The sequence below is a fragment of the Citrobacter sedlakii NBRC 105722 genome (genome assembly GCF_000759835.1).
Lineage (GTDB): Bacteria > Pseudomonadota > Gammaproteobacteria > Enterobacterales > Enterobacteriaceae > Citrobacter_A > Citrobacter_A sedlakii.
This window is the reverse complement of record NZ_BBNB01000003.1, coordinates 1-15,790: the sequence shown is the minus strand read 5'-3', so window position 1 is coordinate 15,790 and position 15,790 is coordinate 1. Positions and strand designations below refer to the sequence as shown.

Sequence of the window (15,790 nt, the reverse complement as noted above, 5' to 3'; positions counted from 1 at the left end):
CGCTGCGCCCGCGCGGGCCGCTACATCCGAAAAATAATAATCATCGCGTCCGTGCTAACTTTTTTCTTCATTACAGGTGATTTATGACTTACGTGATTGTTCATGCTCTTGCACCGATATTTATCATCATGTTGCTGGGGTTCTGGGCCGGGAAGGCCAAAATGGTTGATAACAAGAATGTTTCCCTGCTCAACATCTTCGTCATGGATTTCGCATTATCTGCGGCGCTGTTCAGCGCGACGGTACAGACGCCCTGGGCGGGTATCGTGGCGCAGTCGCCGCTGATTGTGGTACTGACGCTGGCGATGTGGATCACCTACGCGGCGATCTATTTCCTTGCTACCGGCGTATTCAAAAAATCGCCGCAGGATGCGGCCGTGTTGACGCTCACCGTCGCCCTGCCAAACTATGCGGCGCTTGGCCTGCCGATTCTGGGCAGCGTGCTGGGCGAAGGCCCTTCCACCTCACTGTCCGTGGCGGTCTCTATCGCCTGCGGTTCCGTGCTGATGACCCCGTTCTGCCTGCTGATTCTGGAGCGTGAAAAAGCGCGCGCCGAGGGCAACAACTCCGGCTCAACGCTCTCCATGCTGCCGGTGCTGATGTGGCGCTCCATTAAAAAACCGATCGTGATGGGCCCGCTGCTGGGGGTGATCCTGTCCGCTATCGGCATCAAAATGCCGGAGCTGGTGCTGGCGGCGATTAAACCGCTGGGGCTGTCCGCGACCGCTGCCGCGCTGTTTCTGACCGGGGTGATCCTCTCTGCCCGTAAGCTGCAGATCAACACCATGGTGATCACCTCCACCGTCGCCAAACTGCTGATCCAGCCGGCGATTGCCTGGGGTATCGTTTTAATCTTCGGTCTGCACGGCTCCGTGGCGATCACCGCCATCCTGATGATTGCGCTGTCCGCGGGCTTCTTCGGCGTGGTGTTCGGTAACCGCTTTGGCGTGCAGTCGCCGGATGCAGAAGCCGTGCTGCTGTTAAGCTCCGTACTGTGTATCCTGTCGCTGCCGCTGTTTATCTCGCTGACGTCAGGAATGTAATTATGACCACAACATTACGCCCCCACGACCTTATCTGGCTTACCTCGCGCGACGCGCTGGAAGGTATTACCGAATCCTGGGTTGAATCTGCCTGGCATGCCGGCCTGCCGGTGGTGGTACGGCGTGATGTGGATAACGAAGGACGAATTCCCGTTGGCGTGCGCGGACTGCGCCGCGACCAGCGGGCAGCCGGATGGGTGCAGCCTGAGAATGTGCTACGCGTGGTGTCGCCTGAAGAGCTGTGCGTCACTGCCGATCTGCTGCGTTCGCCGTTTGTCACCCAGCCGCCGGTACAGGTGGCGCTTCAGCTTGCTCAGCAGTCGTGGCCGTGGACGTGGGGCATTACCGGCAGCACCGGCTACGCGCTGGCGACCGGTATTCCGGTGATCCATGCCGACAGCGATCTCGACCTGCTGATCCGCGCTCCGCACGCCGTTGCCCCTGACGCATTTGCTGGCTGGCAGCTTCAGCTCAGCCGCGCGCTATGCCGGGCGGATACGCAGGTGGATACGCCGGAAGGCGGATTCGCGCTGGCGGAGTGGCTGCGTGACGGTAAAACGCTGCTGAAAACCCGCCGTGGGCCACGCCTGGTGGCAGATCCATGGCGCAGGGAGGAGTGATGAAAATACTGTTTACCTTTCCGGGCCAGGGCACGCAGCATGAAGGTATGCTGCAAAACCTGCCGGGAACGGAGCTGGAACAGGCACGTCAGGTGTTGGGGAAGGAAGTTGATACGCTGGACAGCGCGGCCTCGTTAACCCACACCCGCGCGGTGCAGCTTTCGCTGTTAATTGCCGGCGTGTCCTGGGCGCGCGAGCTGGAGCGACGCGGCGTGTCGCCTGACATCGTTAGCGGTTTATCGATTGGCGCTTATCCCGCGGCGGTGGTGGCGGGCGCGCTGGAATTTACGGACGCGCTGAAGCTGGTGGCGCTGCGCGGCGATCTGATGGAACAGGCCTGGCCGCACGGCTACGGCCTGACGGCAATCATGGGCTTAACCCTGCCGCAGGTGGAACAGCTGATCGAAGGTAGCGGAACATACATTGCCAACCTGAATGCCGAAACGCAGATTGTCATTGCCGGATCCGATGAAGGGATGGCGCAGGTGGCAAAACGCGCCCTGGAAAAAGGCGCGAGCAAAGCAAAGCGGCTGGCCGTGAGCGTGCCGTCGCACTGCGAGCTGCTGGCGGAACCGGCGCAGAAGCTGGCGGCGGCGTTTAACTCGGTCACGCTTGCACGCCCGCGCTGCGCGTATCTGAGCGGCAGCACCGGGCGCGTGCTCTGGCAGCCGGAAAGAATTGCCAACGATCTGGCGATGAACATGGCGCGCACCGTGCGCTGGCAGGAAGCGGTAATTTCGGCTAACGAGCGTGACGCAAGGCTGGCGATTGAAATGCCGCCCGGCGGCGTGCTGACCTGCCTGACGCGACAGGCGGCGTGGGAAGGGGAGTCGATTTCCCTGGAACGTAGCGGCGTGGACGTTGCCGTGCATCTGGCGCGGCGGGTACAGTTGTTGTGATTGTTGCCTGCTGGCGCGATGCTTCTCCTGCTTACAGGATGTATTGGCCTCAGGCTAACCGGCAATCAAACGCCAGGCTCCAGACTGCGCGCGTACATTCGTCCTTCGGCGGCGAGCGCCAGCAGATTCGGGTCGCGCTCACGGTTGCGGGCGAAGACAATCGCGATAAGCTGCTGCATCTGGTAGGGCTGCGCCAGCTTCAGTAGCTGCACGGAATTCTCATACATCTTCTTCATGCGTCCCGGCATCAGGGTAAAGCCGACACCCGCCTGCACCAGACTGAGCATCGAGAAAATGTCATTCACGCGGGTGACGATCTCCGGCTCGAATCCGGCGATGTGAAAGGCCTCCTGAAAGCCGGCATAGGTGGCGAAGCCTTCCGCCAGAGAAACAAACTTCTGTTCCCGGTAATCGCGCAGATCGGCAGGCGAGGAGCTGTCCAGTGTGGCCGTTGACGGTGCGGCGAGATAGATGTCGTCATGAAACAGCGGCAGCACTTCCAGACTGTTGCGATCGATTTCACTTTCCGAAATAGAAATCAGGATCGCATCCAGCGTACCTTCTTCCAGCATCGCAAGCAGCGCTTCGTTCGACCCCATCGTCAGATCCAGTTCGAGGTCGGGACGCCGTAGCTTCATGCCCATGATCAGATGCGGGACGGTCTCCAGGGTCAGCGAGTAAAGTGTGCCGACGCGTAAGCGCCCCTGGCCGACCCCCGCCGTTTTACGCGCTTCCTCCAGCCCTCGCGCCATAAGCTGAGTGACTTCCTGACAATATTCCAGCAGTGTCCAGGCCGCCGGTTGCGGGATCAGGTTGCGACCTTTATGCACAAACAGCGGACAACGGACATTTTCTTCCAGCGTATGTAACGCGCGATGCACGCTCACCCCACTGATATCCAGCGCTTCCGCCGTGCGGGCAATATTCCCTTTCTCCATAAACGTCATGAAGATGCTGAGCTTGCGGAAAGTAATATCGTTGGTGATGAGCGGCGTCATGGTGGTTTCCTGTGGTTAGTCGGCCAGCATTTGCTCAAGCTGCTCTTGCGCGTCCAGCCAGGCTATTTCGCACGCTTCCAGCCCGGCTTTGGCGCTGGCCTGTTGTTGCAGGCACTCGGTCAGCTCTGCTTTACGGCTCTGGTCGTACAGTTCACTGTCGCCCAGCTTTTCTTCCGCCTGCGCTAACTGCGCGTTCAGTTTTTCCATCTCTTTTTCAAGACGGGCGATCTCTTTGCGCAGCGGCTGGGTCTGCGTACGCAGCTCGGCTTCACGACGCTTCTGATCTTTACGCGCTTGCGCACTGTTCGCGTTCTCTTTTGGCGCTTCAGCAGGCTGGTTTTCCTGTTTCTGCACCTCGCTCAGCCACTGCTGATAATCTTCCAGGTCGCCGTCAAACGGTTCGACTTTACGGTCGTGGACCAGGTAGAGATCGTCGGTGGTGGAGCGCAACAGGTGACGGTCGTGCGACACGACGACCAGCGCGCCTTCGAATTCGATCAATGCTTCGGTCAACGCCTGACGCATGTCGAGATCGAGATGGTTGGTCGGTTCATCAAGCAGCAACAGGTTCGGGCGCTGCCAGACAATCAATGCCAACACCAGACGGGCTTTTTCGCCGCCGGAGAAACGCCGCGTCTCTTCGGTGACCTTATCGCCCTGGAAGCCAAAGCCGCCGAGATAGTCGCGCAGCTTCTGCTCCTGTTCCTGCGGCGCCAGGCGCGACAGGTGTTGCAGCGGTGACTCGTCAGCGCGCAGGTACTCCAGCTGATGCTGGGCGAAATAGCCAAGCTTAATGCCTTTCGCCAGGCCGATTTCGCCACTGACCGGCGTGAGCTCGCCCGCCAGCAGCTTGATAAGCGTAGACTTCCCGGCGCCGTTGCGGCCAAGCAGGCCAATGCGCGAGCCAGGCACCAGATTCAGCTTAATGGAGTCGAGTATGATGCGCTCGCCGTAACCCGCGCTCACTTTTTCCATTTTCAGCAATGGGTTTGGCAGGCTTTCCGGCGCGCGGAAGCTAAAGTGGAAGGGGTTATCCACGTGCGCAGGGGCGATCAGCTCCATGCGCTCCAGCATTTTGATTCGGCTTTGCGCCTGCTTGGCTTTGGTCGCCTTGGCGCGAAAGCGGTCAATATAGCTTTGCAGATGCGCCACGCGTTCCTGCTGGCTTTCGTACATCGCTTGCTGCTGGGCCAGACGGGTGGCGCGCTGGATTTCAAACGCGCTGTAATTGCCGGTGTACTCGAACAGGTTTTGCTGTTCGATGTGGATAATTTTGTCCACTACCGGGTCGAGAAAATCCCGGTCATGGGAGATCAGAATCAGAGTGCCCTGATAGCCTTTCAGCCATTTTTCCAGCCAGATAACCGCATCAAGATCGAGGTGGTTAGTCGGTTCGTCGAGCAGCAGCAGATCGGAGCGGCAGATCAGCGCCTGCGCCAGGTTGAGGCGCATACGCCAGCCGCCCGAGAAGTCGCTGACCGGACGTTCAAGCTGTTCGTTGCTGAACCCCAGCCCATGCAGCAGACTGGCGGCGCGTGAGCGGACGGTCCAGGCGTCAATGGCGTCCAGCTTGCCGTGTACAGTGGCGATAGCGTGTCCGTCGTTACGTTCGTTAGCGTCGTGCAACTGGGCTTCCAGTTGACGGTATTCGCGGTCGCCGTCAATGACGTACTCCAGCGCTGGCTGGGCCAGGGCGGGGGTTTCCTGATTCACCCACGCCAGCTGCCAGTTGCCAGGATAGCTAAAACTTCCGGCGTCGGCGCTGATTTCATTTTTCAGCAACGCCAGCAGGGTAGATTTCCCGCAGCCGTTCTTGCCCACCAGGCCGACCTTCTGGCCCGGATTGATAGTGGCAGCGGCATTGTCCAGCAAGACGCGCACGCCGCGACGAATTTGTAACGAGGAGAAAACAATCATAAGGCGCCGTATGTTCTGACTATGTTAATTTATCATTATGATAATGTAGTGTGCTGGCATTCTGCCGCACTGGGGCGCAATGGTAGCCCAAAACAACAACGCGACACAAAAACAGAAATAAAACCGGGAGGGGGATGATGTCTCAGCCAGCAAAGGTGTTGCTGCTGTATGCCCATCCGGAATCTCAGGACTCGGTGGCGAACCGGGTGCTGCTTAAGCCGGCTATGCAGCTCAGTAACGTAACGGTGCACGATCTCTACGCGCACTATCCTGATTTTTTTATTGATATTCCGCATGAGCAGGCTCTTTTGCGTGAGCATGATGTGATTGTGTTTCAGCATCCGCTGTATACCTATAGCTGCCCGGCGCTGTTGAAAGAGTGGCTGGATCGGGTGTTAAGCCGCGGCTTTGCCAGCGGTCCGGGGGGGAACCAGCTCGCGGGAAAGTACTGGCGCAGCGTGATTACCACTGGCGAACCGGAGAGCGCCTATCGCTATGACGCTCTGAATCGTTACCCGATGAGCGACGTCCTGCGGCCCTTTGAGCTGACGGCGGGTATGTGCCGGATGCACTGGATGAGTCCGATCATTATTTACTGGGCCAGGCGGCAGAGCGCGCAAGAGCTGGAAAGCCATGCGAAAGCATATGGCGACTGGCTTACCCAGCCTGTTCCCGTGGGAGGCCGCTGATGGAAGGTTCCGATTTATTGCTGGCGGGCGTGCTGTTCCTCTTCGCGGCGGTGGCGGCGGTGCCGCTGGCTTCACGGCTCGGCATCGGCGCGGTATTAGGGTATCTGCTTGCGGGTATCGCCATTGGCCCATGGGGTCTGGGATTCATTAGCGACGTTGACGAGATTCTGCATTTCTCTGAGCTTGGCGTCGTATTCCTGATGTTCATTATCGGGCTGGAGCTGAACCCGGCGAAACTCTGGCAGCTTCGGCGATCGATTTTTGGCGTCGGGGCGGCGCAGGTGTTGCTCAGCGCGGCGCTGCTCGCCGGGCTATTGATGTTGACGGATTTTTCGTGGCAAGCCGCGGTGGTTGGCGGTATCGGTCTGGCAATGTCCTCGACCGCGATGGCGCTACAACTGATGCGCGAGAAGGGGATGAATCGCAGCGAGTCGGGGCAACTTGGCTTCTCGGTGTTGTTGTTTCAGGACCTGGCGGTGATCCCGGCGCTGGCGCTGGTGCCGTTGCTCGCCGGTTCCGCCGACGAGCATTTCGACTGGATGAAGATTGGCATGAAAGTGCTTGCTTTCGCCGGGATGTTGATTGGCGGGCGCTACTTATTGCGCCCGGTGTTCCGCTTCATCGCCGCGTCCGGCGTACGCGAAGTGTTTACCGCCGCGACGCTGCTGCTGGTGCTGGGTTCTGCCTTATTTATGGACGCGCTGGGGTTGTCGATGGCGCTGGGCACGTTTATTGCGGGCGTGCTGCTGGCGGAAAGCGAATATCGCCATGAGCTGGAAACGGCCATTGATCCGTTCAAGGGACTGTTGCTCGGCCTGTTTTTTATCTCGGTTGGCATGTCGCTCAACCTGGGCGTGCTGTACACCCATCTGCCGTGGGTTGTGGCAAGCGTGGTGGTGCTGGTGGCGGTAAAAACGTTGGTGCTCTATGGGTTGGCGCGGCTCTACGGTCTTCGCAGCTCGGAAAGAATGCAGTTTGCCGGCGTCCTGAGCCAGGGGGGGGAATTCGCCTTCGTGCTGTTTTCTACAGCCTCGTCGCAGCGGCTTTTTCAGGGCGATCAAATGGCGCTATTGTTGGTTACCGTCACGCTGTCGATGATGACCACGCCCATGCTAATGAAACTTATCGACAAATGGCTCTCGCGTCAGTTTAACGGCCCGGATGAAGAGGACGAAAAACCGTGGGTGGATGACGATAAGCCGCAAGTGATTGTGGTCGGGTTTGGCCGTTTCGGCCAGGTGATTGGGCGTTTGCTGATGGCGAATAAAATGCGTATTACCGTTCTGGAACGGGATATCAGCGCCGTAAACCTGATGCGAAAATATGGCTACAAGGTCTATTACGGCGATGCGACGCAGGTGGATCTTCTGCGCTCTGCGGGCGCGGAGGCGGCAGAATCCATCGTTATCACCTGCAACGATCCGGAAGATACGATGAAGCTGGTGGAGATCTGTCAGCAACACTTCCCGCATTTGCATATTCTTGCGCGAGCGCGCGGACGTGTGGAAGCACATGAGTTATTACAGGCAGGGGTAACGCAGTTTTCCCGTGAAACGTTTTCCAGCGCGCTGGAACTCGGGCGTAAAACGCTGGTGTCGCTGGGCATGCACCCTCACCAGGCGCAGCGGGCGCAGTTGCATTTCCGACGGCTGGATATGCGAATGCTGCGGGAGCTTATTCCGATGCATGCCGATACCCTACAAATTTCGCGCGCCAGAGAAGCCAGGCGCGAGCTTGAGGAGATTTTTCAGCGCGAGATGCAGCAGGAACGACGTCAGTTGGACGGCTGGGATGAATTTGAATAGAGGTTCAGTATGACAATCCGTAAACGTTTTATTGCCGGGGCGAAATGCCCGTCCTGCCAGGCGCAGGACACATTGGCGATGTGGCGCGAGAATAATATCGATATTGTTGAGTGTGTTAAGTGCGGTCACCAAATGCGGGAAGCGGATAAAGATGCGCGCGATCATGTGCGCAAAGAGGAGCAAGTGATCGGGATCTTTCATCCGGACTAGCGATATGCCCCGAGTTTTTTTAAGCTAAAGGGTACACGGGTGCAGATTTCCGCTACAATCTGCGCCAGCAATTTTCCCACGCTCAGGAGATATCATGAAAGTAGCAAAAGACCTGGTGGTCAGCCTGGCCTATCAGGTACGTACAGAAGACGGTGTGTTGGTTGATGAGTCTCCGGTGAGTGCGCCGCTGGACTACCTGCACGGTCACGGTTCTCTGATCTCTGGTCTGGAAACCGCCCTGGAAGGTCACGAAGTTGGCGACAAATTCGATGTAGCTGTTGGCGCGAACGACGCCTACGGTCAGTATGACGAAAACCTGGTACAGCGCGTACCTAAAGACGTCTTCATGGGCGTTGACGAGCTGCAGGTGGGCATGCGCTTCCTGGCGGAAACCGACCAGGGTCCGGTTCCGGTAGAAATTACCGAAGTGGAAGACGACCACGTTGTGGTTGACGGTAACCACATGCTGGCGGGTCAGAACCTGAAATTCAACGTTGAAGTGGTAGCGATCCGCGAAGCGACGGAAGAAGAACTGGCTCATGGTCACGTTCACGGCGCACACGGTCACGACCACGATCATGACCACGGTCACGACGGCTGCTGCGGCGGTCACGGCCATGACCACGGTCACGAGCACGGTGGCGAAGGCTGCTGCGGTGGCGGCGGTAAAGGTCACGGCGGCTGCGGTTGCCACTAATCCCGTCGTCTTTTAAGCCACGCAGGGTCGGCTGGATCTTGCTGTGACGAGAAATTCATAGGGTATTTAGCGCGCGGTACATGAACGGAGCGCAAAATAAAGCGGGTATAGAATATAACCCGCTTTTTTTACGTCTCAATAATGAGGCGGTGGCGTCTCTTCCGCCTGGGAGGCGATATTGGACGGCTGGCTGGCCTTCAGTTTCTCGGTCAGCAGACGCAGATGATCGCGCAATTTGGCCATTTCCATTTCGTGGGCGGTGACCGTCACGTTGAGCTCTTCAATGGTGATTTCCTGAAAAGCCAGGCGACTTTCCAGTTCGGCCAGACGAGTTTCCAGCGTGGTATCCTGCATGATTCACCTCATTGATTATCCCGGGTTGCGGCGGATTCTACTGAATTCTGTCGATGAGCGCAGCCCTGATTGCGCCGCGCCGAAACTAATTTAAACAAAAAGAGTCTGAAAAGAAGTGAGAATAAGGCATGTCCTTATGTTGATTTGTTCAACAACGCTTTATAGTACGCTTCTTAAATGAAGCTAACCTCGGGGTGAGATGCCCCGGCCCTGGAGATATGGATGAAATCATTGTTTAAAGCCACGCTGCTGGCAACCACGATGGCCGTTGCGCTGCATGCCCCGATGACCTTCGCTGCTGAGGCGGCAAAACCGGCTGCGGCTGCTGACAGCAAAGCGGCGTTTAAAAATGACGATCAGAAATCAGCGTATGCGCTGGGCGCTTCGCTGGGTCGTTATATGGAAAACTCCCTGAAAGAACAGGAAAAACTGGGCATTAAACTGGATAAAGAGCAACTGATCGCGGGCGTCCAGGACGCGTTTGCCGATAAGAGCAAGCTGACTGACCAGGAAATCGAACAAACGCTGCAGGCGTTTGAAGCCCGCGTGAAATCTTCCGCTCAGGCGAAGATGGAAAAAGACGCGACTGAAAACGAAGCCAAGGGCAAAGAGTATCGTAACAAGTTTGCGAAAGAGAAAGGCGTGAAAACGTCCTCTACCGGCTTGCTTTATAAAGTCGAGAAAGCGGGTACCGGCGAAGCGCCGAAAGACAGCGACACCGTCGTTGTTAACTACAAAGGCACGCTGATCGACGGTAAAGAGTTCGACAACTCCTACACCCGTGGCGAGCCGCTCTCCTTCCGTCTGGATGGCGTGATCCCAGGCTGGACCGAAGGCCTGAAAAACATCAAGAAAGGCGGTAAGATCAAGCTGGTCATTCCACCGGAGCTGGCATACGGCAAAACTGGCGTCCCGGGTATTCCGGCTAACTCCACGCTGGTATTCGACGTAGAGCTGCTGGATATCAAACCAGCGCCGAAGGCGGATGCGAAGCCAGAAGCCGCAGCAGAAGCTGACGCAAAAGCCGCAGATGCTGCTAAAAAATAAAAACTGAGAACCGCCGCCGAACAGAGCGGCGGTTTTTTTATTGCAGGCCGGATATAATTAGTTGTGGAAAGTGGAACCTCCACTGTATTAATTTAACCATCCACATAATTAATGAGCCTGCCCTGAAAACATAACGACAGGCTCCTGAAAAGGAGTGTTTTTTTTCATGTCCAGGTCGCTTTTAACCAACGAAACCAGTGAGCTTGATTTACTGGATCAACGTCCTTTCGATCAAACCGACTTTGATATTCTGAAATCCTACGAAGCGGTGGTGGACGGGTTAGCGATGCTCATTGGTTCCCACTGTGAAATCGTTTTGCACTCTTTGCAGGATTTGAAATGCTCCGCCATTCGCATCGCCAACGGCGAGCACACGGGGCGTAAAATCGGTTCGCCGATTACCGACCTTGCGTTACGTATGCTGCACGATATGACCGGTGCGGACAGCAGCGTGTCGAAGTGCTACTTTACCCGTGCGAAAAGCGGCGTCCTGATGAAGTCCGTGACCATTGCTATTCGCAATCGCGAGCATCGCGTGATTGGCCTGCTGTGCATCAACATGAACCTTGATGTACCGTTCTCGCAAATCATGAATACCTTTATTCCGCCTGAAACGCCGGAAGTCGGATCGTCCGTCAACTTCGCTTCTTCTGTTGAAGATCTGGTCACCCAGACGCTGGAATTTACCATCGAAGAGGTGAACGCCGATCGTAATGTGTCTAATAACGCCAAGAATCGCCAGATCGTTCTGAATCTGTACGAGAAAGGCATTTTTGATATTAAAGATGCGATCAACCAGGTCGCCGATCGTCTCAATATCTCCAAGCACACCGTGTATCTCTATATTCGCCAGTTCAAAAGCGGCGACTTCCAGGGGCAAGACAAGTAATGCGTTTTGCCATCATGGTTACCGGTCCGGCATATGGTACCCAGCAGGCGAGCAGCGCGCTGCAGTTCGCTCAGGCGTTACTGGAAGAAGGCCACACGCTAAGCAGCGTCTTCTTTTATCGTGAAGGCGTATATAACGCCAACCAGTTGACCTCGCCGGCGAGCGATGAATTTGACCTGGTTCGCGCCTGGCGGCAACTGCACACGCAGCATGGCGTTGCCCTCAATATCTGCGTGGCCGCGGCGCTGCGTCGCGGCGTGGTTGATGAAAGCGAAGCGGGCCGCCTTGGGTTGCTCTCCGCTAATCTTCAGCCGGGATTTACGCTAAGCGGCCTCGGCGCGCTGGCGGAAGCCTCGTTAACGTGCGATCGCATGGTACAGTTCTGATGAAACGCGTGGCTTTTGTTTTTTCCACCGCGCCGCATGGCAGCGCATCGGGCCGCGAGGGGTTAGACGCGTTGCTGGCGACCTCTGCTTTAACGGATGATCCCGGCGTCTTCTTCGTGGGTGACGGCGTGTTCCAGATCCTTGCCGGGCAAAAACCGGATGTCGTGCTGGCGCGCGACTATATCGCCACCTTTAAGCTGCTGGGATTGTACGATATCGAACAATGCTGGCTGTGCGCCGCCTCGCTGCGCGAGCGTGGGCTTGGCGATGACGCAGCGTTTGTGGTGGAAGCCACCGCGCTTGAGCCCGAAGCGCTGCGTCGGGAGCTGAGCCATTACGATGTGATCCTGAGATTCTGAGGCTCGTATGCTGCATACCTTACACCGCTCCCCGTGGCAGTCCGATTTCACATCCCTGCAGCGTTTACTCGCGGAAGGCGACGCGCTGTTATTACTCCAGGATGGCGTTATTGCTGCAATAGAAGGCTCTCACTTCCTTGAAACGCTGCGCAACGCCCCCATAACGGTATACGCACTGAAAGAAGACATTGACGCCCGCGGCCTGGGTGGTCAAATTTCAGACAGCGTCGTCAGGGTTAGCTATACTGATTTCGTCAGACTGACGATCCAGCACACCAGCCAGTTGGCCTGGTGATTGTGTGATCGTTGTATATTTCTTGACACCTTTTCGACACCGCCCTAAAATTCGGCGTCCTCATATTGTATGAGGTCGTTTTATTACGTGTTTACGAAGCAAAAGCTAAAACCAGGAGCTATTTAATGGCAACAGTTAACCAGCTGGTACGCAAACCACGTGCTCGCAAAGTTGCAAAAAGCAACGTGCCTGCGCTGGAAGCATGCCCGCAAAAACGTGGCGTATGTACTCGTGTATATACTACCACTCCTAAAAAACCGAACTCCGCACTGCGTAAAGTATGCCGTGTTCGTCTGACTAACGGTTTCGAAGTGACTTCCTACATCGGTGGTGAAGGTCACAACCTGCAGGAGCACTCCGTGATCCTGATCCGTGGCGGTCGTGTTAAAGACCTCCCGGGTGTTCGTTACCACACCGTTCGTGGTGCGCTTGACTGCTCCGGCGTTAAAGACCGTAAGCAAGCTCGCTCCAAATACGGCGTGAAGCGTCCTAAGGCTTAATGGTTCTCCGTTAAGTAAGGCCAAACGTTTTAACTTAAATGTCAAACTAAACTCGTAGAGTTTTGGACAATCCTGAATTAACAACGGAGTATTTCCATGCCACGTCGTCGCGTCATTGGTCAGCGTAAAATTCTGCCGGATCCGAAGTTCGGATCAGAACTGCTGGCTAAATTTGTCAATATCCTGATGGTAGATGGTAAAAAATCTACTGCCGAAACAATCGTATACAGCGCGCTGGAGACCCTGGCTCAGCGCTCTGGTAAATCTGAACTGGAAGCTTTCGAAGTCGCTCTCGAAAACGTGCGCCCGACTGTCGAAGTTAAGTCTCGCCGCGTTGGCGGTTCTACTTATCAGGTACCAGTTGAAGTCCGTCCGGTTCGTCGTAATGCTCTGGCAATGCGTTGGATCGTTGAAGCTGCTCGTAAACGCGGTGATAAATCCATGGCTCTGCGCCTGGCGAACGAACTCACTGATGCTGCAGACAACAAAGGTACTGCAGTTAAGAAACGTGAAGACGTTCACCGTATGGCCGAAGCCAACAAGGCGTTCGCACACTACCGTTGGTAATCCCTTCGGAATTTTAGTCACCAGGCGGGCGCTTCCAGTAAGCAGCCCGCTTTGGGCTACTTAAATTGAACGCCTAAAAGATAAACGAGGAATCAAATGGCTCGTACAACACCCATCGCACGCTACCGTAACATCGGTATCAGTGCGCACATCGACGCCGGTAAAACCACTACTACCGAACGTATTCTGTTCTACACCGGTGTAAACCATAAAATCGGTGAAGTTCATGACGGCGCAGCTACCATGGACTGGATGGAGCAGGAGCAGGAACGTGGTATTACCATCACTTCCGCAGCGACTACTGCATTCTGGTCTGGTATGGCTAAGCAGTATGAACCGCATCGCGTAAACATCATCGACACCCCGGGGCACGTTGACTTCACCATCGAAGTAGAACGTTCCATGCGTGTTCTTGATGGTGCGGTAATGGTTTACTGCGCAGTTGGTGGTGTTCAGCCGCAGTCTGAAACCGTATGGCGTCAGGCAAACAAATATAAAGTTCCGCGCATTGCGTTCGTTAACAAAATGGACCGTATGGGCGCGAACTTCCTGAAAGTTGTTGGTCAGATCAAAACCCGTCTGGGCGCGAACCCTGTTCCGCTGCAGCTGGCAATTGGCGCTGAAGAAGCGTTCACCGGTGTTGTTGACCTGGTGAAAATGAAAGCCATCAACTGGAACGAAGCTGATGCAGGCGTGACCTTCACCTATGAAGACATCCCGGCTGACATGCAGGAACTGGCTGAAGAATGGCACCAGAACCTGATCGAGTCCGCAGCGGAAGCGTCTGAAGAGCTGATGGAAAAATACCTGGGTGGTGAAGAACTGACTGAAGAAGAGATCAAAAAAGCTCTGCGTCAGCGCGTTCTGAACAACGAAATCATCCTGGTTACCTGTGGTTCTGCCTTTAAGAACAAAGGTGTTCAGGCAATGCTGGATGCGGTAATTGATTACCTGCCATCCCCGGTTGACGTACCTGCGATCAACGGTATCCTGGACGACGGTAAAGATACGCCTGCTGAACGTCACGCTAGCGATGACGAGCCTTTCTCTGCACTGGCATTCAAAATCGCTACCGACCCGTTCGTGGGTAACCTGACCTTCTTCCGCGTTTACTCCGGTGTGGTTAACTCTGGTGATACCGTACTGAACTCCGTGAAATCCGCACGTGAGCGTTTCGGTCGTATCGTTCAGATGCACGCTAACAAACGTGAAGAGATCAAAGAAGTTCGCGCGGGCGACATCGCTGCGGCGATCGGTCTGAAAGACGTGACCACCGGTGACACTCTGTGCGATCCGGATCACCCGATCATCCTGGAGCGTATGGAATTCCCAGAGCCGGTAATCTCCATCGCCGTAGAACCGAAAACCAAAGCTGACCAGGAAAAAATGGGTCTGGCTCTGGGCCGTCTGGCTAAAGAAGACCCGTCATTCCGCGTATGGACTGACGAAGAATCTAACCAGACCATTATCGCCGGTATGGGTGAGCTGCACCTCGACATCATCGTTGACCGTATGAAGCGTGAATTCAACGTTGAAGCGAACGTCGGTAAACCTCAGGTTGCTTACCGTGAAGCGATTCGCGCGAAAGTTACCGATATCGAAGGTAAACACGCGAAGCAGTCTGGTGGTCGCGGTCAGTACGGTCATGTTGTTATCGACATGTACCCGCTGGAGCCGGGTTCCAACCCGAAAGGCTACGAGTTCATCAACGACATCAAAGGTGGTGTAATCCCTGGCGAATACATCCCTGCCGTTGATAAAGGTATCCAGGAGCAGCTGAAAGCAGGCCCGCTGGCTGGTTATCCGGTTGTTGACATCGGTATCCGTCTGCACTTCGGTTCTTACCATGACGTTGACTCCTCGGAACTGGCGTTTAAACTGGCTGCGTCTATTGCCTTTAAAGAAGGCTTTAAGAAAGCGAAACCAGTTCTGCTTGAGCCGATCATGAAGGTTGAGGTAGAAACGCCGGAAGAGAACACCGGTGACGTCATTGGTGACTTGAGCCGTCGTCGCGGTATGCTGCGCGGTCAGGAATCTGAAGTTACTGGCGTTAAGATCCACGCTGAAGTTCCGCTGTCTGAAATGTTCGGATATGCAACTCAGCTGCGTTCTCTGACCAAAGGTCGCGCATCGTACACTATGGAATTCCTGAAGTATGATGATGCACCGAGCAACGTTGCTCAGGCCGTAATCGAAGCCCGTGGTAAATAATCCACAGGATTAAAACCTAAGTCCCGTGCTCTCTCCATAAGGGGAGAGCGCTATAGTAAGGAATATAGCCGTGTCTAAAGAAAAATTTGAACGTACAAAACCGCACGTTAACGTCGGCACCATCGGCCACGTTGACCACGGTAAAACTACCCTGACCGCTGCAATCACTACCGTACTGGCTAAAACCTACGGCGGTGCTGCTCGTGCATTCGACCAGATCGATAACGCGCCGGAAGAGAAAGCGCGTGGTATCACCATCAACACTTCTCACGTTGAATACGATACCCCGACCCGTCACTACGCA

19 protein-coding genes are annotated in these 15,790 nt (G+C 55.7%); 16 read left to right on the top strand and 3 right to left on the bottom strand.

What is annotated here, in order from left to right; all coding sequences use genetic code 11:
* The first annotated feature begins 83 nt into the window (after positions 1-83).
* Genes CSE01S_RS07535 through mdcH form a run of 3 tightly spaced genes read left to right on the top strand, consistent with a single transcriptional unit; the run spans position 84 to position 2,562 of the window.
* Positions 84-1,043: an AEC family transporter gene (locus tag CSE01S_RS07535; protein WP_042286279.1), complete on the top strand. Its 960-nt coding sequence runs from the start codon at positions 84-86 to the stop codon at positions 1,041-1,043.
* Between the two features lie 2 nt (positions 1,044-1,045).
* Positions 1,046-1,663 carry a malonate decarboxylase holo-ACP synthase gene (locus CSE01S_RS07530; RefSeq protein ID WP_042286274.1) on the top strand — a complete coding sequence of 206 codons (618 nt, stop codon included), beginning with the start codon at positions 1,046-1,048 and terminating at the stop codon, positions 1,661-1,663.
* On the top strand, positions 1,663-2,562 hold the full coding sequence (mdcH, locus tag CSE01S_RS07525; RefSeq protein WP_042286270.1) for a malonate decarboxylase subunit epsilon: 900 nt from the start codon (positions 1,663-1,665) through the stop codon (positions 2,560-2,562). The genes CSE01S_RS07530 and mdcH overlap by 1 nt, the downstream gene beginning before the upstream one ends.
* A 65-nt stretch (positions 2,563-2,627) precedes the next feature.
* On the opposite strand, the gene CSE01S_RS07520 is transcribed toward mdcH, so the two are convergent.
* Together CSE01S_RS07520 and CSE01S_RS07515 are read right to left on the bottom strand one after the other, a co-directional pair.
* On the bottom strand, positions 2,628-3,560 hold the full coding sequence (locus CSE01S_RS07520) for a LysR family transcriptional regulator (protein ID WP_042286268.1): 933 nt from the start codon (positions 3,558-3,560) through the stop codon (positions 2,628-2,630).
* Positions 3,561-3,575: 15 nt separating this feature from the next.
* Positions 3,576-5,477: an ABC transporter ATP-binding protein gene (locus CSE01S_RS07515; protein ID WP_042286266.1), complete on the bottom strand. Its 1,902-nt coding sequence runs from the start codon at positions 5,475-5,477 to the stop codon at positions 3,576-3,578.
* A 137-nt stretch (positions 5,478-5,614) separates the two neighbouring features.
* On the opposite strand from CSE01S_RS07515, the gene kefG reads away from it, so the two are divergent.
* From kefG to slyD, 4 genes are all read left to right on the top strand, one after another.
* A complete protein-coding gene (gene kefG, locus CSE01S_RS07510) occupies positions 5,615-6,166 on the top strand; it encodes a glutathione-regulated potassium-efflux system ancillary protein KefG (protein ID WP_042286933.1) in 552 nt (183 codons plus the stop codon).
* Entirely contained in the window at positions 6,166-7,971 is a 1,806-nt protein-coding gene (gene kefB, locus CSE01S_RS07505) for a glutathione-regulated potassium-efflux system protein KefB (protein ID WP_042286262.1), read from the top strand. The genes kefG and kefB overlap by 1 nt, the downstream gene beginning before the upstream one ends.
* A 9-nt stretch (positions 7,972-7,980) precedes the next feature.
* The gene (locus tag CSE01S_RS07500; RefSeq protein WP_042286259.1) at positions 7,981-8,181 is read left to right on the top strand and encodes a YheV family putative zinc ribbon protein; all 201 of its coding nucleotides are present in this window, start codon (positions 7,981-7,983) and stop codon (positions 8,179-8,181) included.
* A gap of 94 nt (positions 8,182-8,275) precedes the next feature.
* Positions 8,276-8,878 (top strand): peptidylprolyl isomerase, encoded by a 603-nt coding sequence (gene slyD, locus CSE01S_RS07495; protein ID WP_042286257.1) that lies wholly within the window; start codon positions 8,276-8,278, stop codon positions 8,876-8,878.
* Between the two features lie 135 nt (positions 8,879-9,013).
* Here slyD and CSE01S_RS07490 read toward each other — a convergent pair whose 3' ends face one another.
* A complete protein-coding gene (locus tag CSE01S_RS07490; protein ID WP_042286253.1) occupies positions 9,014-9,232 on the bottom strand; it encodes a protein SlyX in 219 nt (72 codons plus the stop codon).
* Positions 9,233-9,454: 222 nt separating this feature from the next.
* On the opposite strand from CSE01S_RS07490, the gene fkpA reads away from it, so the two are divergent.
* The 9 genes from fkpA to CSE01S_RS07445 form a co-directional block, all read left to right on the top strand.
* Positions 9,455-10,279 (top strand): FKBP-type peptidyl-prolyl cis-trans isomerase, encoded by an 825-nt coding sequence (gene fkpA, locus CSE01S_RS07485; RefSeq protein ID WP_042286250.1) that lies wholly within the window; start codon positions 9,455-9,457, stop codon positions 10,277-10,279.
* A gap of 166 nt (positions 10,280-10,445) precedes the next feature.
* Positions 10,446-11,168, top strand: a complete 723-nt coding sequence (locus CSE01S_RS07480) for a helix-turn-helix transcriptional regulator (RefSeq protein ID WP_042286247.1) — start codon at positions 10,446-10,448, stop codon at positions 11,166-11,168.
* Entirely contained in the window at positions 11,168-11,554 is a 387-nt protein-coding gene (tusD, locus tag CSE01S_RS07475; protein ID WP_042286241.1) for a sulfurtransferase complex subunit TusD, read from the top strand. The genes CSE01S_RS07480 and tusD overlap by 1 nt, the downstream gene beginning before the upstream one ends.
* Positions 11,554-11,913: a sulfurtransferase complex subunit TusC gene (gene tusC / locus CSE01S_RS07470; protein ID WP_042286238.1), complete on the top strand. Its 360-nt coding sequence runs from the start codon at positions 11,554-11,556 to the stop codon at positions 11,911-11,913. The genes tusD and tusC overlap by 1 nt, the downstream gene beginning before the upstream one ends.
* 7 nt (positions 11,914-11,920) lie before the next feature.
* A complete protein-coding gene (tusB, locus tag CSE01S_RS07465; RefSeq protein WP_042286237.1) occupies positions 11,921-12,208 on the top strand; it encodes a sulfurtransferase complex subunit TusB in 288 nt (95 codons plus the stop codon).
* 125 nt (positions 12,209-12,333) lie between these two features.
* Positions 12,334-12,708: a 30S ribosomal protein S12 gene (gene rpsL / locus CSE01S_RS07460; protein WP_000246815.1), complete on the top strand. Its 375-nt coding sequence runs from the start codon at positions 12,334-12,336 to the stop codon at positions 12,706-12,708.
* Positions 12,709-12,804: 96 nt separating this feature from the next.
* Entirely contained in the window at positions 12,805-13,275 is a 471-nt protein-coding gene (gene rpsG, locus CSE01S_RS07455; protein ID WP_002920113.1) for a 30S ribosomal protein S7, read from the top strand.
* Positions 13,276-13,371: 96 nt separating this feature from the next.
* Complete coding sequence (fusA, locus tag CSE01S_RS07450) at positions 13,372-15,486, top strand: elongation factor G (RefSeq protein WP_042286235.1); 2,115 nt, start codon at positions 13,372-13,374, stop codon at positions 15,484-15,486.
* Positions 15,487-15,556: 70 nt separating this feature from the next.
* Positions 15,557-15,790, top strand: a 234-nt coding sequence (locus CSE01S_RS07445) for a GTP-binding protein (RefSeq protein WP_000031667.1), incomplete at its 3' end; no start/stop codon positions are given.